Genomic DNA, 15,443 nt, shown 5'->3' with positions numbered 1-15,443 from the left:
GACCCACCTGCCCGACCCACGTGCGAGCCGATCCGCTAGACCCAGCTGGGGAACCACATCCGCAGCGACCACTGGCTCTGCGGGATCACCTGCGCGGTGTAGACCGGCCAGAAGAACGCGAAGATCGCCAGCGTCAGCACGCAGTAGGCGCCCACGGCATACAGGCCGATCTCCCGGCGTCGCCACGAGTCGGTGCGCTTCCCCAGGGCCAGCCCCAGCACGAACACCACCGCGAAGATGATCCACGGCTCGAACGCCACCGTGTAGAAGGAGTAGATGGTGCGCTCCTCGAGCCCGAACCAGGGCAGGTAGCCGCCAGCCAGCCCGGCGAGGATTCCGCCGGCGCGCCAGTCCCGCTTGAACAGCCAGTAGAAGACCAGCACCAGGATGGCGGCCGCGCCGAGCCACCAGATCGAGACGGTGCCGATCGACGTGATCGCCTTGGAGCACTGGGCGACCGGGCAGCCGTCCACCCCGCGCTTCGGGCCCTCGTAGAAGAACGACGTCGGACGTCCCTGGATGACCCACGACCACGGGTTGGTCCGGTACGGGTGGTTGTCGTGCAGGTTGACGTGGAACTTGTAGATCTCCTGGTGGTAGTGCCACAGCGAACGCAGCGCATCGGGCACCCACGGAGTGTCGTGCGACGGGTGGATCTTGCCCCACTGACGGTCGTAGCCGCCGCTGGACGCGAACCAGCCGACCCACGACGCGAGGTAGGTGGCAAGAGCCGTGGTGCACATCACCAGGGCTGCCCACAGTCCGTCGCGCACGACCATTCCCGAGAACCAGTGCCGCACCCCGACGGCACGACGGGCCCCCATGTCCCACAGGACCGTCATCAGCCCGAACGCCATGAGGAAGAACAGCCCCGACCACTTCGTCCCGGCGCAGAGGCCGAGGCAGATGCCCGCCACCCAGCGCCACGGACGGGCCCCGAGCCACGGACCGAGCCCCGAGGCGAGCGCATGGTTCGACAGCCCTGCCGCGCGCTCGGCGAGCAGGGCCCGGGACCGGTCACGGTCGATGAGCAGCGCGCAGAACGCCGCCAGCGCCCAGAACATCACGATGAGGTCGAGCAGCCCGGTCCGTGACTGGACGAAGTGGTGGCCCTCGAAGGCGACGAGGAACGCCGCGATCGTGCCGAGCAGTGACGACCCGAACATCCGTCGCGCGGCACGCCCGATCATCAGGATCGACAGGGTCCCCAGCACGCACACCGAGAACCGCCAGCCGAACGACGACGTCTGCCCGAACAGGTGCTCCCCGGCCGCGATGATCCACTTGCCCACGGGTGGGTGGACGACCAGATCCCCTTCTGTCCCAAAGACATCCGGAGTGCCTTGCGTGAACAGCTCGTCCGGCTTCTTGATGGTGCCCGGCACGCGCATCTCGACGCCGTACTCGAGCATCGAGACACCCTGCTTGACGTAGTACGTCTCGTCGAAGACCAGCTGGTGCGGACGGCCCAACGACCAGAACCGCATGCCACCGCCCACGACCGCGAAGAACAGCGGGCCGAGCCACCCCCAGAGGGTGTCCGATGGCCTGAATCCGAGCAGCCGTGATCGCAGCAGCTCGATCCGGGTCATGCGCGCCATCGTATGCACAGGAACTACGGCGCCCCTGACAGGATGGCGACGTGACCTCCGCCGCGACTCCCGCCGCAACCTCGGGCGTGACTACGGCCGCGACTTCGGGCGCGACCTCGGGCCTCGGCGTCCTCGTCCTCGCAGCCACTCCGATCGGCGACCCCCGCGATGCCGCCCCCCGTCTCGCCGAGGAGATCGCCACCGCCGACATCGTCGCGGCGGAGGACACGCGCCGGCTGCGGCGGCTGTGCTCCGACCTCGGCATCTCCCCGGCCGGTTCGGTGCTCAGCTACCACGAGCACAACGAGGCGTCGCGCACCCCTGACCTGGTCGAGCGCCTCCGCGCCGGCGCGCGGGTGGTCGTGGTGACCGATGCCGGTATGCCGTCCGTGTCGGATCCCGGGTACCGGCTCGTCGACGCCGCGGTCACCGCGGGGATCCGCGTCACGTGCGTGCCCGGCCCGAGCGCGGTGCTCATGGCGCTCGCCGTCTCCGGCCTGCCGGTCGACCGGTTCTGCTTCGAGGGCTTCCTGCCGCGCAAGGCGGGGGAGAAGGCGCGCGGCCTGGCTGCCCTCGCGGACGAACGGCGGACGATGGTCTTCTTCGAGGCGCCGCACCGCATCGATGCCACCCTCGTCGCAATGGCGGACGCCTTCGGCCCGGATCGCCGCGCGGCGGTCTGCCGGGAGCTCACGAAGACCTACGAGGAGGTCCGCCGCGGAGGGCTCGCCGAGCTGGCGGCCTGGGCGGCCGACGGGGTCCGGGGCGAGATCACCGTGGTGGTGGCCGGGGCGACGCCGACGGTGACGACCGTCGAGGAGGCCCTGCCCGGCATACAGGAGCGGGTGGCGGGCGGTGAGCGGCTCAAGGACGTCTGCTCCGACGTGGCGGCCACCACGGGCCTGAAGAAGAAGGCGCTCTACGACGCGGCCGTCTCGCGGGGGAAGCCGGCTCTCAGCTGAGCCAGGCGAGGTGGTCCTTCAGCAGGGCATAACCCACGAAGGCGACGACGTCGAGCAGGGTGTGGGCCACGACGAGCGGGCCGACCCGTCGGGTGCGCGTGTAGACCCAGCCGAACAGCAGCCCCATCGCGAGGTTGCCGACGAACCCGCCGAAGCCCTGGTAGAGGTGGTAGGACCCGCGGATCAGCGCCGAGGTGACCATGACGACGGGCAGCGACCAGCCGGCACGGAGCCACCGGGTGTAGAGGTAGCCGATCATGACGACTTCCTCGAGCACGGCGTTCTGCACGGCGGCCAGCACGAGCACCGGGATGGTCCACCACTGGTCCGAGAGGTTCGCCGCGGCGATCGTGGTGTTGAGCCCGAGCGCCCTTGCCGCCGCGTAGAGCCCGAGCCCCGGCAGCCCCACCGCGGCGGCGAGCAAGGCGCCACGGAGCAGGTCGCGTCCCGGTTGGCGCAGGTCCGCGCCCATCGCGTGCCGGGCGTCCGGGCGGTCGCGCGACAACAGGTGCAAGGCCAGGGCGACGGGGACGAGGGCGAGGACGATGCCCACGAGCTGGTAGGTCAGGTCGAGCCACGGCCGGTCGGGCGTGACGGAGGAGTTCATGGCCGTCGTCTGGCGGTTCAGCGCCACGGGTTGGGTCAGCTTGTTGACGAGCGACAGCAGGGCCCAGACACCGCTCGCGCCCAGGCTGACCCCCAGCACGAGGACCGTCTCGGAGACGAGGGATCGGCGCGTGGGGGCTTCGGCGGCGACGGTCATGCGCCCAGTCTGCTGCTGCGGGCTGGACGAACCCTGACGGGTGGGCTCATACGAGTGCGGCGCGGCGATCTCGTCTCCTGCGCCATCGCCGCACCTTGAGCCAGAGCCAGACGAGCAGCCACGCCAGCAGGACGAGGAACAGGATCACCAGCACCGGGATGAACACGGCCACCAGGCTCAGCCCGATCGACGCACCGTCCTCGACGGTCGACGCCACCGGCGCCCCGAACCCGAGCGTGCCGGCGTTGATGGCCGGTCTGGCCACCGTCTTCCCACCGTGCACCAGACCTGAGGTGACCACGCCCAGGATGACGCCGACCCACGGGTTGTTGGTCATCCAGGACGAGTGGTCGAGGCCCTCGGCGGCCGACGTGGCGGCAAAGATCAGGCCACCCATGCTCGGCCGGATGAACGTCTGAACCGCGTCGTTGACGGTGTCGATCGCGGGGATCTTGTCGAGCACCACCTCGGTGAGCAGCAGCACCGCGCCGATCCCGATCGCCCACCACGACTCGATCCACGCATACGACTGCGGCAGCGTGATGAAGTCCGTGAACCGGGCGATCAGCGCCACGACGAGGAACGGGATGTAGGCGTTGAGCCCCGCTGCCGCGGACAACCCCATGCCGGTCAGTGCGGCGATCATCGGCCACCTCCTGTGCGGGTGCGGCGCACCTGTGAAGACATGTCTACTCGACGCCGGTGCGAAATGCGCGGTTCCGCCTCCGCCGCTGTCACCTTCTCCAGCCACCCGACGCAGGTATGCCGCGCGCGGAGTTCCGCGCGCGGCATACCGATAGAGGTGGAGGTGGGTTCAGCTGCCGTCGGCCCGCTTGCGGGCGACGATCTGGCCGAGGACGGCGTAGCCGACGACGAGGTGGGCCGCGCCGACCCAGCGGGCAACGCCCTCACCGAAGATGCCCATCGCGGGCACGGTCACGACGGCCCAGCTCTCGGCGACCAGGGGGTAGAAGCGGGACAAGCCCTTCCAGCGGCCCGCGATGGCGATGCGGATGCCGATGAGGAACATGCCGAGCATCGAGATCGGCCAGAACATGTCGAGCGCCAGCGACGCAGGGTTGTCGAGGTTGGTCAGCCCGAAGAAGTCCGAGGCCGTGGAGGCCATCGCCAGGGCGAGGGCACCGGTCTGGATGCGCAGGACGCTGCGGGCGACCTTGCCGGAGCCGATGGCCTTGGTGCGCCACAGGACCCGCACCAGGCTGAGGACTCCGACCTGGAAGAGGAACGAACTCGCGTTGTGGGCGTACTGGTAGGCAGTCGTCTCGCTGTTGAGCCCGAACACGACGATCATGCTCGACCAGGCGAGGGCCCCGACGGTGAGCATCGTGCCGTGCCGGAAGTACGGACGCGGGTTGGTCGCCTCGGGCACCTGGGTGGTCGCGGCGGCGACGTCAGAGCGAGCGGGGGCGGAGGTCTTCGTGACCGACATGGTGGGTCTCCTTGCTGGGTGGTGGTGTCTGTGGTTGTGGTGGTGCGGCCGGCACGTGGTCGGTGCCGTTGCCGAGAACTCTGTGGCGCCCCGCGACCCGGGCGGCAGGGGTCGGCGTCCCGTCTCCGGTCCCAGAAGGTGTCCCGACAGATCGGGACACCAATCCCCTGACGGCGGGACACCGGCGTTGGCACACTGGCGAGGTGACCGCTGTGCCAGCCCTGCGCGCCGAGGCGTCGAGCCCGCGCGCGCCCGGGAAACCGGGTTCGCGAGGCGTCGACGCCGGCCCGCGGCACGCCCTCGTGCCCGCGCTGCTCGTGCTGGTGCTGGTGGCCCTCGTGGTCGGCTGCGTGGTGCTCGACGCGCAGTCCACGGACGCCCAGCGCGCGCTCTACGTCTCCGAGCGGGGCGTCGTCAGCGGGGCGATCGGCGCCCTCGTCGGGTTGTGCGGCGCCGCGATCCTCGCGTTCCGCCCGTGGCACGTGGTGGGACTGGTCCTCGCCGGCGCCGGCGCCTTCTGGGCGCTCGACGGTTTCTGCGAGTCGTATGCCGTCGTGGGACTGCACGACCGGCCGCCACTGCCGCTCACGGGACTTGCCTACTGGGTGGTCTCCGAGGCCGGGTCGCTGCTGCTCGTGGCGCTTCCGCTGGTGCTGGTGCTCTACCCGACCGGTCGCCTGCCGTCCGGGCGGTGGCGGTGGGTCGGCCTTGCCGCCCTCGTCATGTCGCTGGCCCTCCCGCTCAGCCTGGTCCTCGCGCCCGACACCGTGATCTACGACGGCCGTCTCCCCGACGAGGTGGTGGCGCTCCTGCCGCAGATCGCGCTGCCGCTGTCGGGGTCGGTTGCGACGGCGACCATCCACGTCAGTCAGGTGCTGACCATGCTCGCGATGCCGCTGGCTGCCGCCACCGTGTTCGCGCGACACGCACGCTCCACCGGCGTCGAGCGCACCCAGCTGCGCTGGCTGCTGTGGGCCGCGATCGTCTGCCTGCTGGCCGGCGGCGTCATGCTGCTCGACCTCAACGGGCCGGTCGGGTTCGCCGCCTTGGTGCTCGCGCTCGTGGCGACCAGCGTCTCCGTGGTCATCGGCGTGGTCCGACCCGAGACCGGCGACGTCGACGCCCTGGTCGGCGGCACGCTCGTCTATGGCGGCATCGCCGCCCTGTTCGTCCTCCTCGATCTGGCTGTCGTGGCGGCGGCCGCCTCGCTGCTCGGCGACCGCTTCGAGGAGCGGCAGGTGACCGTGCTCGTCCTCGTGCTGGCCGTCGCCGCGTACGGGCCACTGCGGTCGTGGCTCACCGCGCAGGTGCGCCGCCGGGTGCTGGGCAGGCGGGGGGAGCGGTACGAGGTCGTCTCGGCCCTGGCCGAGCGCCTCGAGGAGTCGGGTGGTCTCGAGGAGCAGCTGCCGATGCTGGCCGCGACGGTGGCAGAGGCGTTCCGGGTGCCGTTCGTGCGGGTCGAGGTCCTCGGGCCCGGCGGCCAGGGGCTCGCGGCGACCCACGGGACGGAGCCGTCAGCGAGCCGCTCGTTCCCCATCTCCTACCGGGGTGAGCGGATCGGGTCGATCGAGCTGCCCGACGGGGGGATCCGCGGCATGCTCTCGCGCCGCGACCGCGTGCTGCTGGTCGACGTCGTCCGGCAGGCGGCCATCGCCGTGCGCAGCAGCCTGCTGGCGCGGGAGCTCCAGGAGTCGCGCGAGCAGCTGGTGCTGGCGCGGGAGGAGGACCGCAGGCGGATCCGTCGCGACCTGCACGACGGCCTGGGCCCGGTGCTCGGCGGAGTGGCCATGCGACTGGATGCCGCGGGCAACGCGGTGGCGACCGACCCGCAGACTGCGCACCGGCTGGTCGTGCAGTCCCGAGCCGAGATCACTGAGGCGCTCGCCGACGTGCGACGGCTGGTCCACGGGTTGCGGCCGCCGGCGCTCGACGACCTTGGCCTGCTCGCGGCTGTCGAGCAGCAGGCGGACCGTACCCGCGCGGCGGGGCTGGACGTCTCCGTCCGCGCCGACGACGTCGCCGGCCTGCCCGCGGCCGTGGAGGTCGCGGCATACCGGATCGTGTCGGAGGCGCTCACGAACGTGGCCCGCCACGCGCACGCGCGCACCTGCACCGTCTCGCTCGCGACCGGTCCGGCCGATCTCGCCGTCGAGGTGCACGACGACGGCCGCGGCATCGCGGCGGACGTGGTCGCCGGGGTGGGTCTGCGGTCGCTGCGTGAGCGGGTGGAGGAGCTGGGTGGTCGCTACGAGGTGCTGTGCCCGCCTGGCGGCGGCACGACGGTTCGGGCGTGGTTGCCGACGGGTGGGGGCGCATGAGCGACGACCGTGAGACCCCGGCTGGCGGCGCCGTCAGGGTGCTGATCGCCGACGACCACCCGATCTTCAGGGACGGCCTGGCGACCCTCCTCGCACCGCACCCCGACATCGAGGTCGTCGCGCGCGCCGCCGACGGCGCCGAAGCCGTGGCCCTGGCCGCCGAACACCGTCCCGACGTCATCGTCATGGACATCCAGATGCCCCACGTCAACGGCATCGAGGCCACCCGTCAGGTCCTGGCCGCGCAACCGTCGGTCGGCGTCCTCGTCTTCACGATGGGTGAGGACGACGGGACCCTGCTGTCGGCGATGCGGGCCGGAGCGCGCGGCTACCTCGTCAAGGGGGCCGCGCAGGACGAGGTGGTCCGCGCCATCATCGCGGTCGCCGGGGGAGGCGTGGTGTTCGGCGCGTCGCTGGCCGCACGGATCGGCGACCTGCTGTCGCCGTCCTCGCAGCACCGGGCCCCCGAGTTCCCGATGCTCACCGACCGAGAGCGCGAGGTGCTCGACCTCATCGCCGCAGGGCGCAGCAACGGCCAGATCGCGGCCGAGCTCTACCTAGCGCCCAAGACCGTCCGCAACAACGTGTCCGCGATCCTGTCCAAGCTCCAGGCCACCGATCGCGCCGAGGTCATCATCCGGGCCCGCGACGCCGGGATGGGCCAGCGGGACTGACCGTCCGGCGGTCCCTCGGGTGCTCGGCGACGACCGCTCACCGATTGGCGCGGGGGTATCTCCCCGGATCGGCTCTCCTTCTGGAAGGGTTCCCGGAATCTGGATGTAACCGCTTACATCCGGACAATCCACCACACCGAAGGAGTTGTGGACCCCATGAAGGGAACGCACAGAATCGCCCTCGTGCTGGCGGCAGCCGCCGCAGTGCTCGGTATCGCGCCCGGGACGGCCACCGCAGCCGACTCGCCGCAGGTCGCCGTCATCGCCCACCGTGGCTCCGGCGCCATGGCGCCGGAGAACACCCTCGCCTCGGTCGAGCTCGCCCTCAAGCAGGGTGCGGACTACATCGAGAACGACATCATGCGCACCAGCGACGGCGCGCTGGTGATCATGCACGACCTCACCCTGGCCCGGACCACGAACGTCGAGCAGGTCTTCCCCGACCGCTCGCCCTGGAACGTGTCCACCTTCACCCTCGCGGAGATCAAGCAGCTCGACGCCGGCTCGTGGTTCAGCGCCAAGTACGCCGGCCAGAAGGTGCCCACCCTGCGCGAGTGGGTCGAGGCGGTCGGCTCCCGAGCCGGCATGCTGCTCGAGGCCAAGGACCCGTGGGCCTTCCCCGGCATCGAGCGTGACATCGACAAGAACCTGCGCTCGATCCCGGCCTTCACCAAGGCGCTGGCTGCCGATCGGGTCATCATGCAAGCCGGTGACGAAGGGTGGCTCCGCGCCTACCACGACCTGGCGCCTGACGTGCCGGTCGGGCTGCTCTACTACACCCGCCCCACCGACGAGCAGCTCGTCGCGGCGAGCACCTGGCTCGACTCGGTCCATCCCGCGCTCGGCAACATCGACCAGGGCATCGTCACCCGGGCCCACGAGCTCGGCCTGGACATCCACGTGTGGACGGTCAACTTCGGTGGCGACATGAGCCGAGGGATCTCCTGGGGCGTCGACGGCATCATCACCGACTACCCCTCCGTGCTGCGGGACATCCTCCGCAAGAGCTGACCTGGCCCGGCACCCCCTGCCAGCCATGCCCCGGTATGCCGCCCGCGCGGCATACCGGGGCATCGTGCGTCCCAGCGGTGGCGCCCAGCCCACGTCGCTCAGCCGACGTCGCTCAGCCCAGGAGGGGGCCGACCAGGTCGGCGCAGAAGTCGACCTCGGTGAACCGGCCGTTCATCGCCGTGATGACCGGGTCGCCGACCTGTTCACCACCGGGCTGTGCGTCGCCGAGCAGGTCGTACATCGTGACCATGCGCAGGGTGCCGGAGTCGCGGGCGACGACCTGACCCGAGTCGTCGCGCACCGTGAACGAGGCGCCCGAGAGCTTGGAGTCGAAGGCCCAGATGTTGCCCTCGACGTGCGTGCCCCGGGTTTCGCGGAACGTGCTGCGGTCGCTGATCGTGAAGAAGCGACCGTTGGCCGAGTTGGTGAACGTGTCCACGGCGGACAGGTTCTGCCAGCCGAGGTAGGCCTCGTCGGTGCCCTTGATCGTCCGGATGGAGAAGCCCGCGTGACCTGAAGCCGTGTGGTCGATGGTGATGCCGCACTCGTCGAAGGTCTCGGCGAAGGTGAAGGCGAAGCGGTCGTGACTGTAGAGCGCGGCCTGCGCAGGTGCGGCGACGACGAATGGGACGGCGGTGGCGGCCAGGGTGGCGATGACCTTGAAGCGAACGTGCATGTTTCCTCCCGGGTTGGCTGATCCCTTCACGGTCCTCAGCGCGCCCGTCGCCCACATCAGGGAAAGCCACTACACCGGCCGGGGTGGCCCCCGACTTTCGGGCGAGTGCCCACGAACTTCCAGTCGTCGGCCTCGAGGTCCTCGCGGCGCACCAGGTCGCCCTCCCACTGCTCGACGCGTTCGATGTGGTGGCGCCCGTCGAACTCGATGCCGACCTTGTGCTCAGGGAAAGACAGGTCGATGCGGTACTTCACCCGGCCATCGGAGTTCACCACCTCGAAGTTGACGACCGGCTCGGGTAGGCCGGCCAGGACCAAGAGCATCCGCAGTCGGCTCTCCATCGGAGAGTCGACGCGCTCACGGACCAAGGAGGCCGCGCGGCATACCAACGACTGGTGGGAGCTGCCCCACTTCGCGGCCGCTGCAACCAGCGCGTCGAGTGTGGTGGCGCCCGCTCTGACCAGCGAGTCGCCGAGCACCACGAGATCGACCAGGCTGCACGACCGGCCCAGGTCCAGGAACGTCCTCTCGGCGGACGTGACGGGAAGGCCGCGTCGGGTCGCCTTCGACGGCATGGCGACGACACGGTGCGGACGAATGCCCGCCACCTTGGGGCGGTGAACACGCGGGACGGTCACGTGGATGTCGGACGAGTCGGGCGCGATCCCACCCCAGAGCCGAGCTGCCGTGTGGTGCGTGATGAGGGCCTCTGCGGGACAGATGGTCAGAGCGGCCAGCGACCTCAGCTGGAGGGTGGGGGTCACGCCGGCGGCATACCGGCGCGCGCCGTGGTGAGCGGGCGGCATACCGAACGGAGGGAAACCCGTTTGGCACCCACCCCTAGGATTCGCACGTGAGCAAAGTCCTGTCTGCAGTCGCCTGGCCGTATGCCAACGGCCCCCGGCACCTCGGCCACGTGGCCGGGTTCGCCGTGCCCTCCGACGTGTTCAGCCGCTACATGCGGATGGCGGGCCACGACGTGCTCATGGTCAGCGGTTCGGACGAGCACGGCACCCCGATCCTCGTCCTCGCCGACCAGCAGGGCGTGAGCGCGCGCGAGCTCGTCGACCGCAATCACGCCATCATCGCCGCCGAGCTGGCCGACCTCGGCTGCTCCTACGACCTCTACACACGCACCACCACTGCGAACCACTACTCCGTCGCGCAGGAGCTGTTCACCCAGGTCTGGAAGAACGGCTACATGGTCGAGCAGACCACGAGCGGCGCGATCAGCCCCTCCACCGGTCGCACGCTGCCGGACCGCTATATCGAGGGCACCTGCCCGATCTGCTCCTACCCCGAGGCCCGCGGCGACCAGTGCGACAACTGCGGCAACCAGCTCGAGCCCACGGACCTGATCGACCCGAAGTCCAAGATCAACGGTGAGACGCCCGAGTTCATCGAGACCCAGCACTTCTTCCTCGACCTGCCGGCGCTGGCCGACGCGCTGCGCGAGTGGCTCGAGGGCCGTGAGGCGAGCGGCACGTGGCGGCCCAACGTCATCAAGTTCAGCCTCAACATCCTCGACGACATCCGCCCCCGCGCGATGACCCGCGACATCGACTGGGGCATCCCCGTGCCGCTCGACGGTTGGCGCGACAACCCGGCCAAGAAGCTGTACGTCTGGTTCGACGCCGTCGTCGGCTACCTGTCCGCGTCCATCGAGTGGGCCCGCCGCCAGGGCGACCCCGAGCGGTGGCGCGAGTGGTGGAACGACAGCGAGGCGCTGTCGTACTACTTCATGGGCAAGGACAACATCACCTTCCACTCCCAGATCTGGCCGGCCGAGCTCCTCGGGTATGCCGGTCGCGGGGCTCGCGGGGGCGAGCCCGGTGAGTTCGGGGTGCTCAACCTGCCGACCGAGGTCGTGTCGAGCGAGTACCTCACGATGGAGGGCAAGCAGTTCTCGACCTCGCGCGGCTACGTCATCTACATCCGCGACGTCCTCGACCGCTATGGCCCCGACGCGATCCGCTACTACATCTGTGCGGCGGGCCCGGAGAACCAGGACGCCAACTTCACCTGGGCCGAGTTCGTGCAGCGCAACAACTCCGAGCTCGTCGCGGGGTGGGGCAACCTCGTCAACCGCACGGCCTCCATGGTCGCCAAGAGCTTCGGCGAGATCCCGCAGCCCGGCGTGCTGGAGCCGGTCGACGAGGCGGTGCGGGCCAAGGTGCTCGCGGCGTTCGGGGTCGTCGGGGACCTGTTGGCCAGGCAGCGGATCAAGGCGGCGGTGGCCGAGGCGATGCGCACCGTCGGCGAGGTGAACAAGTACGTCACCGACACCGCACCGTTCAAGCTCAAGGGCGAGGACGAGCGCGAGCGCCTGGCGACCGTGCTGCACACGCTGACGCAGTGCGTGGCCGACCTCAACCGCATCCTCGCGCCGTTCCTCCCGTCGTCGTCCAACGCGGTGCACGCGACCTTCGGCGGCGAGGGCACCTTCATGCCCATGCCGGTGCTGCAGGACGTCTCCGGGCTCGACCCCGAGGATGCCGACCGGAGCTACCCGGTGGTGACTGGCGAGTACACCCGGACGCCGCGGTGGGAGTCGGTTCCGGTGCAGGTCGGGGCCACTGTGGTCAAGCCCACACCCATCTTCACCAAGCTCGACGAAGCGGTGGTGGACGAGGAGCTCGAGCGACTCCGTGACGACGCTCCGGAGGCTCCGGAGGCCGACCCGCAGGACCCCGCTGAGGGCTCCGGGGGCAACGGTGACGGCGACGCCTGACCCGGGTCAGCGCAGCGGCCCCACCAGGGTGCCCGACGCCCCGGACCCGCTCCCGATCCCGGTCGTCGACAACCACACGCACCTCGACATCGCGCGGGATGGAGAGGAGGCTCCTGACGTCGCCGCGGTCATCGCCGACGCCGCGGCCGTGGGTGTCGACCGGCTGGTCCAGATCGGGTGTGACCTGCCTGGTGCCCGGTTCACCGTCGAGATGGTCGACCGCCACCCGGCCATGCTGGGTGGTGTTGCCCTCCACCCCAACGAGGTGCCCAGGCTGGCCGAGGCTGGAAGTCTCCAGGCGGCATACGCGGAGATCGAGGAGCTCGCTGCGCACCCAAGGGTGCGGGTCATCGGCGAGACAGGTCTCGACTACTACCGCACAGGCCCTGAAGGTGTTGGGGTGCAACAGGATTCGTTCCGCTGGCACATCGACCTGGCCAAGCGCACGGGCAAGGCCCTGCAGATCCACGACCGCGACGCCCACGACGACGTCCTGCGCATCCTCGAGGAGGAGGGCGCGCCGGCCACAACGGTGATGCACTGCTTCTCCGGCGACATGGCGATGGCCAGGACCTGCGCGGAGCGTGGCTACTACCTCTCGTTCGCGGGCACGGTGACGTTCAAGAACGCCAAGGGCCTGCGCGATGCACTCTCGGTGACCCCGCTCGACAGGGTCCTGGTCGAGACCGACGCCCCCTACCTCACGCCGGCGCCCTGGCGCGGCGCGACCAACGCCCCCTACCTCGTGCCCCACACGATCCGGGCCATGGCGGGGGTCCTCGGCGTCGCCGTGCCCACCCTCTGCCAAGCCGTCAGCGACACGTCCGAGGCGGTCTACGGCCCCTGGTGAGCCCTCCAGTTCGGGGGCGGGGATCGCCGGTATCAGGCCGGGCGAATGCCACGCTTGTGACTTGGCCAAGTGCTGAACGTACCGTTATCAAAATTTGACCTTTGCCGAAAAGGCGGTCATGGTTGATGACTGTTGGCCGGGGTCGGACACTCCGGCGACGCGATCAGGGGTTGTTCAACCGCCACGACGGCGGCTCGGAGCGGCCCCTCATTCTTTGCCCCTTGCACCTCCGGGCACAGGACGCGCCGCCACACCGATGCCCGGGGAGTACGAACTCTGGAGCATCGTGATCACCCGTCCCGTTCGTCGCATCGCCCAAGCCGCGGTCGTGACCAGCCTCATCGCTGGCGCCGTCGGCGTCTCGCACTTTGACAAGTCCGTCACCCTCTCGGTCGACGGCAAGGCCTCGACGGTGCACGCCTTCGGCAGCACCGTCGGCGACGTCCTCAAGAAGCAGGACATCGCGATTCGTGAGCACGACGTGGTCGTCCCGGCGCCCGGCACCCAGCTCGCCGACGGCCAGAAGATCGTCGTCCGGTACGGCCGCAAGCTGACCGTCACCATCGACGGTCGCACGCAGGACTACTGGACCACCGCCACCACCGTGGCTGCCGCGCTGCAGGAGCTCGGCATCCGTGCCGACTCGGCCAAGCTGTCGGCCTCTCGCTCGATGTCGCTCGGCCGTCAGGGCCTGGCCCTGTCCGTGACCACGCCCAAGGACGTCGTCGTCCGCGCTGACGGCAAGAACCGCTCGGTCACGAGCACCGGCGCCACCGTCGCCGACGTGCTCTCCGAGCTCCACATCACCAAGGACGCCGACGACCGGGTGAGCCCGGCCCCCACCACGGCCGTCACCGCCGGTCTGAAGATCGCCGTCCTGCGCGTCAGCGCGACGCAGGTCAAGGCGACCGAAGCCATCGCGGCACCGGTCACCAGGAAGAGCGACTCCACGCTCTACAAGGGTCAGACCAAGACGCTCAAGGCCGGCTCCGCGGGCGCCAAGGTCGTCACCTACAAGATCGTCAAGGTCGACGGCAAGGTCGAGAGCAAGAAGGCCGTCGCCACGACGGTCACGCAGGCACCCGTCGCGGCGCTGGTCGCCGTGGGCACCAAGGCGCGGGCGAGCACCCCTGCTCCCAGCGCAGGCAACACGTCCGGCGCGGGCATCAACCTGTCCAACGCCGCCATGTGGGACCGGATCGCCCAGTGTGAGTCCGGTGGCAACTGGTCGATCAACACCGGCAACGGCTACTACGGCGGCCTGCAGTTCGCGACCTCCTCGTGGCTGGCCAACGGTGGAGACGACTTCGCCCCGCGTGCCGACCTGGCCTCGCGTGCGGAGCAGATCACCGTGGCCAACCGCTACTACGCCAAGGCCGGTCTCGGCCCGTGGGGTTGCGCGCACGCCGCCTGACCTGGACGTCATTACTCCCGGCTTCACCCCGGAACGGTCCGCCTCACCCGAAAACGTTTGTCGGGTGAGGCGGACCTTTGTCCCATGACCCGATAAAGGTGGGGCGGGGGAGAGTCCCCTAGAGTCGGCGCCATGGTCGAGCAGAGCGGGTTCCTCGGAGCCGCCCAGATCCGGGAGATCGCGGCCGAGCTGGGGCTGCGCCCGACCAAGCAGTGGGGCCAGAACTTCGTCATCGACGCCAACACCGTCAAGCGGATCGTGCGGCTGGCCGGGGTGAGCGCCGCCGACTCCGTGGTGGAGGTCGGCCCCGGCCTCGGGTCGCTCACCCTCGCGCTGCTCCCCGAGGTCGGGCACGTCACGGCGGTCGAGGTGGACCCGAACCTCGCCCAGGCGCTGCCGGGCACCGTGAGCCGGCTCGCACCGGCATACGCGGACCGGCTGACGCTCGTGCAGGCGGACGCGATGCAGGTGCGCGAGCTGCCCGACCCCCAACCCACGGCGCTCGTCGCGAACCTGCCCTACAACGTCTCCGTGCCCGTCGTCCTCAACTTCCTCGAGGCCTTCCCCACCCTTGAACGGGTGCTCGTCATGGTGCAGCTCGAGGTGGCCGAGCGCCTCGCCGCCAGCCCCGGCTCCAAGGCCTACGGCGTCCCGAGCGTCAAAGCCTCCTGGTATGCCGCGGTCCGGCTCGCGGGAACCGTGCCCCGCAGCGTCTTCTGGCCGGTGCCGAACGTCGACTCGGGCCTCGTGGCCCTCGAGCGCCGGCCTGCCCCGTCCACCACCGCCAGCAGGCGCGACACCTTCACGTGCATCGACGCGGCTTTCGCCCAACGACGCAAGACGCTGCGTGCCGCGTTGGCCGGGTGGGCCGGTTCGGCCCCCCGTGCCGAGGAGTGCCTGCGTGCGGCCGGCATCGAGCCTCGGACCAGGGGAGAGCAGCTCGGGATCGACGAGTTCGCGGCGATCGCGGCCGCCCGCTCAGCCCTCCCGGTCCTCTCCTAG

14 protein-coding genes are annotated in these 15,443 nt (G+C 70.2%); 8 read left to right on the top strand and 6 right to left on the bottom strand.

Translation table 11 applies throughout. From position 1 onward, the window contains the following. Positions 1-35 precede the first annotated feature (35 nt). The gene (locus AC1DWR_RS08770) at positions 36-1,592 is read right to left on the bottom strand and encodes a dolichyl-phosphate-mannose--protein mannosyltransferase (protein WP_477614642.1); all 1,557 of its coding nucleotides are present in this window, start codon (positions 1,590-1,592) and stop codon (positions 36-38) included. 86 nt (positions 1,593-1,678) lie between these two features. On the opposite strand from AC1DWR_RS08770, the gene rsmI reads away from it, so the two are divergent. After that, positions 1,679-2,554, top strand: coding sequence for a 16S rRNA (cytidine(1402)-2'-O)-methyltransferase (gene rsmI, locus AC1DWR_RS08765; protein ID WP_477615294.1), 876 nt, complete (start codon positions 1,679-1,681; stop codon positions 2,552-2,554). On the opposite strand, the gene AC1DWR_RS08760 is transcribed toward rsmI, so the two are convergent. From AC1DWR_RS08760 to AC1DWR_RS08750, 3 genes are all read right to left on the bottom strand, one after another. Further along, on the bottom strand, positions 2,547-3,317 hold the full coding sequence (locus AC1DWR_RS08760) for a CPBP family intramembrane glutamic endopeptidase (RefSeq protein ID WP_477614643.1): 771 nt from the start codon (positions 3,315-3,317) through the stop codon (positions 2,547-2,549). The genes rsmI and AC1DWR_RS08760 overlap by 8 nt on opposite strands. A gap of 46 nt (positions 3,318-3,363) precedes the next feature. After that, positions 3,364-3,963: a DUF4126 domain-containing protein gene (locus AC1DWR_RS08755; protein WP_477624264.1), complete on the bottom strand. Its 600-nt coding sequence runs from the start codon at positions 3,961-3,963 to the stop codon at positions 3,364-3,366. A gap of 168 nt (positions 3,964-4,131) precedes the next feature. Further along, a complete protein-coding gene (locus AC1DWR_RS08750) occupies positions 4,132-4,767 on the bottom strand; it encodes a hypothetical protein (protein ID WP_477614644.1) in 636 nt (211 codons plus the stop codon). Between the two features lie 203 nt (positions 4,768-4,970). On the opposite strand from AC1DWR_RS08750, the gene AC1DWR_RS08745 reads away from it, so the two are divergent. The 3 genes from AC1DWR_RS08745 to AC1DWR_RS08735 all read left to right on the top strand — a co-directional run bounded on the left by AC1DWR_RS08745 (position 4,971) and on the right by AC1DWR_RS08735 (position 8,770). Then, positions 4,971-7,085 carry a sensor histidine kinase gene (locus AC1DWR_RS08745; RefSeq protein ID WP_477614645.1) on the top strand — a complete coding sequence of 705 codons (2,115 nt, stop codon included), beginning with the start codon at positions 4,971-4,973 and terminating at the stop codon, positions 7,083-7,085. After that, positions 7,082-7,759 (top strand): response regulator transcription factor, encoded by a 678-nt coding sequence (locus tag AC1DWR_RS08740; RefSeq protein ID WP_477614646.1) that lies wholly within the window; start codon positions 7,082-7,084, stop codon positions 7,757-7,759. Before AC1DWR_RS08745 ends, AC1DWR_RS08740 begins: the two co-directional genes overlap by 4 nt. 156 nt (positions 7,760-7,915) lie before the next feature. Further along, the gene (locus AC1DWR_RS08735; RefSeq protein ID WP_477614647.1) at positions 7,916-8,770 is read left to right on the top strand and encodes a glycerophosphodiester phosphodiesterase; all 855 of its coding nucleotides are present in this window, start codon (positions 7,916-7,918) and stop codon (positions 8,768-8,770) included. Positions 8,771-8,882: 112 nt separating this feature from the next. On the opposite strand, the gene AC1DWR_RS08730 is transcribed toward AC1DWR_RS08735, so the two are convergent. Together AC1DWR_RS08730 and AC1DWR_RS08725 are read right to left on the bottom strand one after the other, a co-directional pair. Beyond that, positions 8,883-9,446, bottom strand: a complete 564-nt coding sequence (locus tag AC1DWR_RS08730; protein WP_477614648.1) for a hypothetical protein — start codon at positions 9,444-9,446, stop codon at positions 8,883-8,885. Positions 9,447-9,502: 56 nt separating this feature from the next. Next, a complete protein-coding gene (locus AC1DWR_RS08725) occupies positions 9,503-10,252 on the bottom strand; it encodes a hypothetical protein (protein ID WP_477614649.1) in 750 nt (249 codons plus the stop codon). Between the two features lie 47 nt (positions 10,253-10,299). On the opposite strand from AC1DWR_RS08725, the gene metG reads away from it, so the two are divergent. The 4 genes from metG to rsmA all read left to right on the top strand — a co-directional run bounded on the left by metG (position 10,300) and on the right by rsmA (position 15,443). Continuing rightward, positions 10,300-12,177 (top strand): methionine--tRNA ligase, encoded by a 1,878-nt coding sequence (gene metG / locus AC1DWR_RS08720; protein WP_477614650.1) that lies wholly within the window; start codon positions 10,300-10,302, stop codon positions 12,175-12,177. Next, positions 12,161-13,027, top strand: coding sequence for a TatD family hydrolase (locus AC1DWR_RS08715; RefSeq protein ID WP_477614651.1), 867 nt, complete (start codon positions 12,161-12,163; stop codon positions 13,025-13,027). The genes metG and AC1DWR_RS08715 overlap by 17 nt, the downstream gene beginning before the upstream one ends. Before the next feature lie 286 nt (positions 13,028-13,313). After that, complete coding sequence (locus AC1DWR_RS08710; protein ID WP_477614652.1) at positions 13,314-14,441, top strand: ubiquitin-like domain-containing protein; 1,128 nt, start codon at positions 13,314-13,316, stop codon at positions 14,439-14,441. A 132-nt stretch (positions 14,442-14,573) separates the two neighbouring features. Then, positions 14,574-15,443: a 16S rRNA (adenine(1518)-N(6)/adenine(1519)-N(6))-dimethyltransferase RsmA gene (rsmA, locus tag AC1DWR_RS08705; protein ID WP_477614653.1), complete on the top strand. Its 870-nt coding sequence runs from the start codon at positions 14,574-14,576 to the stop codon at positions 15,441-15,443.

The sequence above is a fragment of the Pedococcus sp. P2_E2 genome (assembly GCF_056403955.1).
The sequence above is the reverse complement of the archived record's forward strand: the minus strand, read 5'-3'. Positions and strand labels throughout refer to the sequence as shown.

Bases quoted from the DNA above. Each gene is read 5' to 3' on its own strand.
- AC1DWR_RS08770 (WP_477614642.1), bottom strand. From the start codon at position 1,592: ATGACCCGGATCGAGCTGCTGCGATCACGGCTGCTCGGATTCAGGCCA.
- AC1DWR_RS08760 (WP_477614643.1), bottom strand. From the start codon at position 3,317: ATGACCGTCGCCGCCGAAGCCCCCACGCGCCGATCCCTCGTCTCCGAG.
- AC1DWR_RS08755 (WP_477624264.1), bottom strand. From the start codon at position 3,963: ATGATCGCCGCACTGACCGGCATGGGGTTGTCCGCGGCAGCGGGGCTC.
- AC1DWR_RS08750 (WP_477614644.1), bottom strand. From the start codon at position 4,767: ATGTCGGTCACGAAGACCTCCGCCCCCGCTCGCTCTGACGTCGCCGCC.
- AC1DWR_RS08740 (WP_477614646.1), top strand. From the start codon at position 7,082: ATGAGCGACGACCGTGAGACCCCGGCTGGCGGCGCCGTCAGGGTGCTG.
- AC1DWR_RS08735 (WP_477614647.1), top strand. From the start codon at position 7,916: ATGAAGGGAACGCACAGAATCGCCCTCGTGCTGGCGGCAGCCGCCGCA.
- AC1DWR_RS08730 (WP_477614648.1), bottom strand. From the start codon at position 9,446: ATGCACGTTCGCTTCAAGGTCATCGCCACCCTGGCCGCCACCGCCGTC.
- AC1DWR_RS08725 (WP_477614649.1), bottom strand. From the start codon at position 10,252: ATGCCGCCCGCTCACCACGGCGCGCGCCGGTATGCCGCCGGCGTGACC.
- rsmA (WP_477614653.1), top strand. From the start codon at position 14,574: ATGGTCGAGCAGAGCGGGTTCCTCGGAGCCGCCCAGATCCGGGAGATC.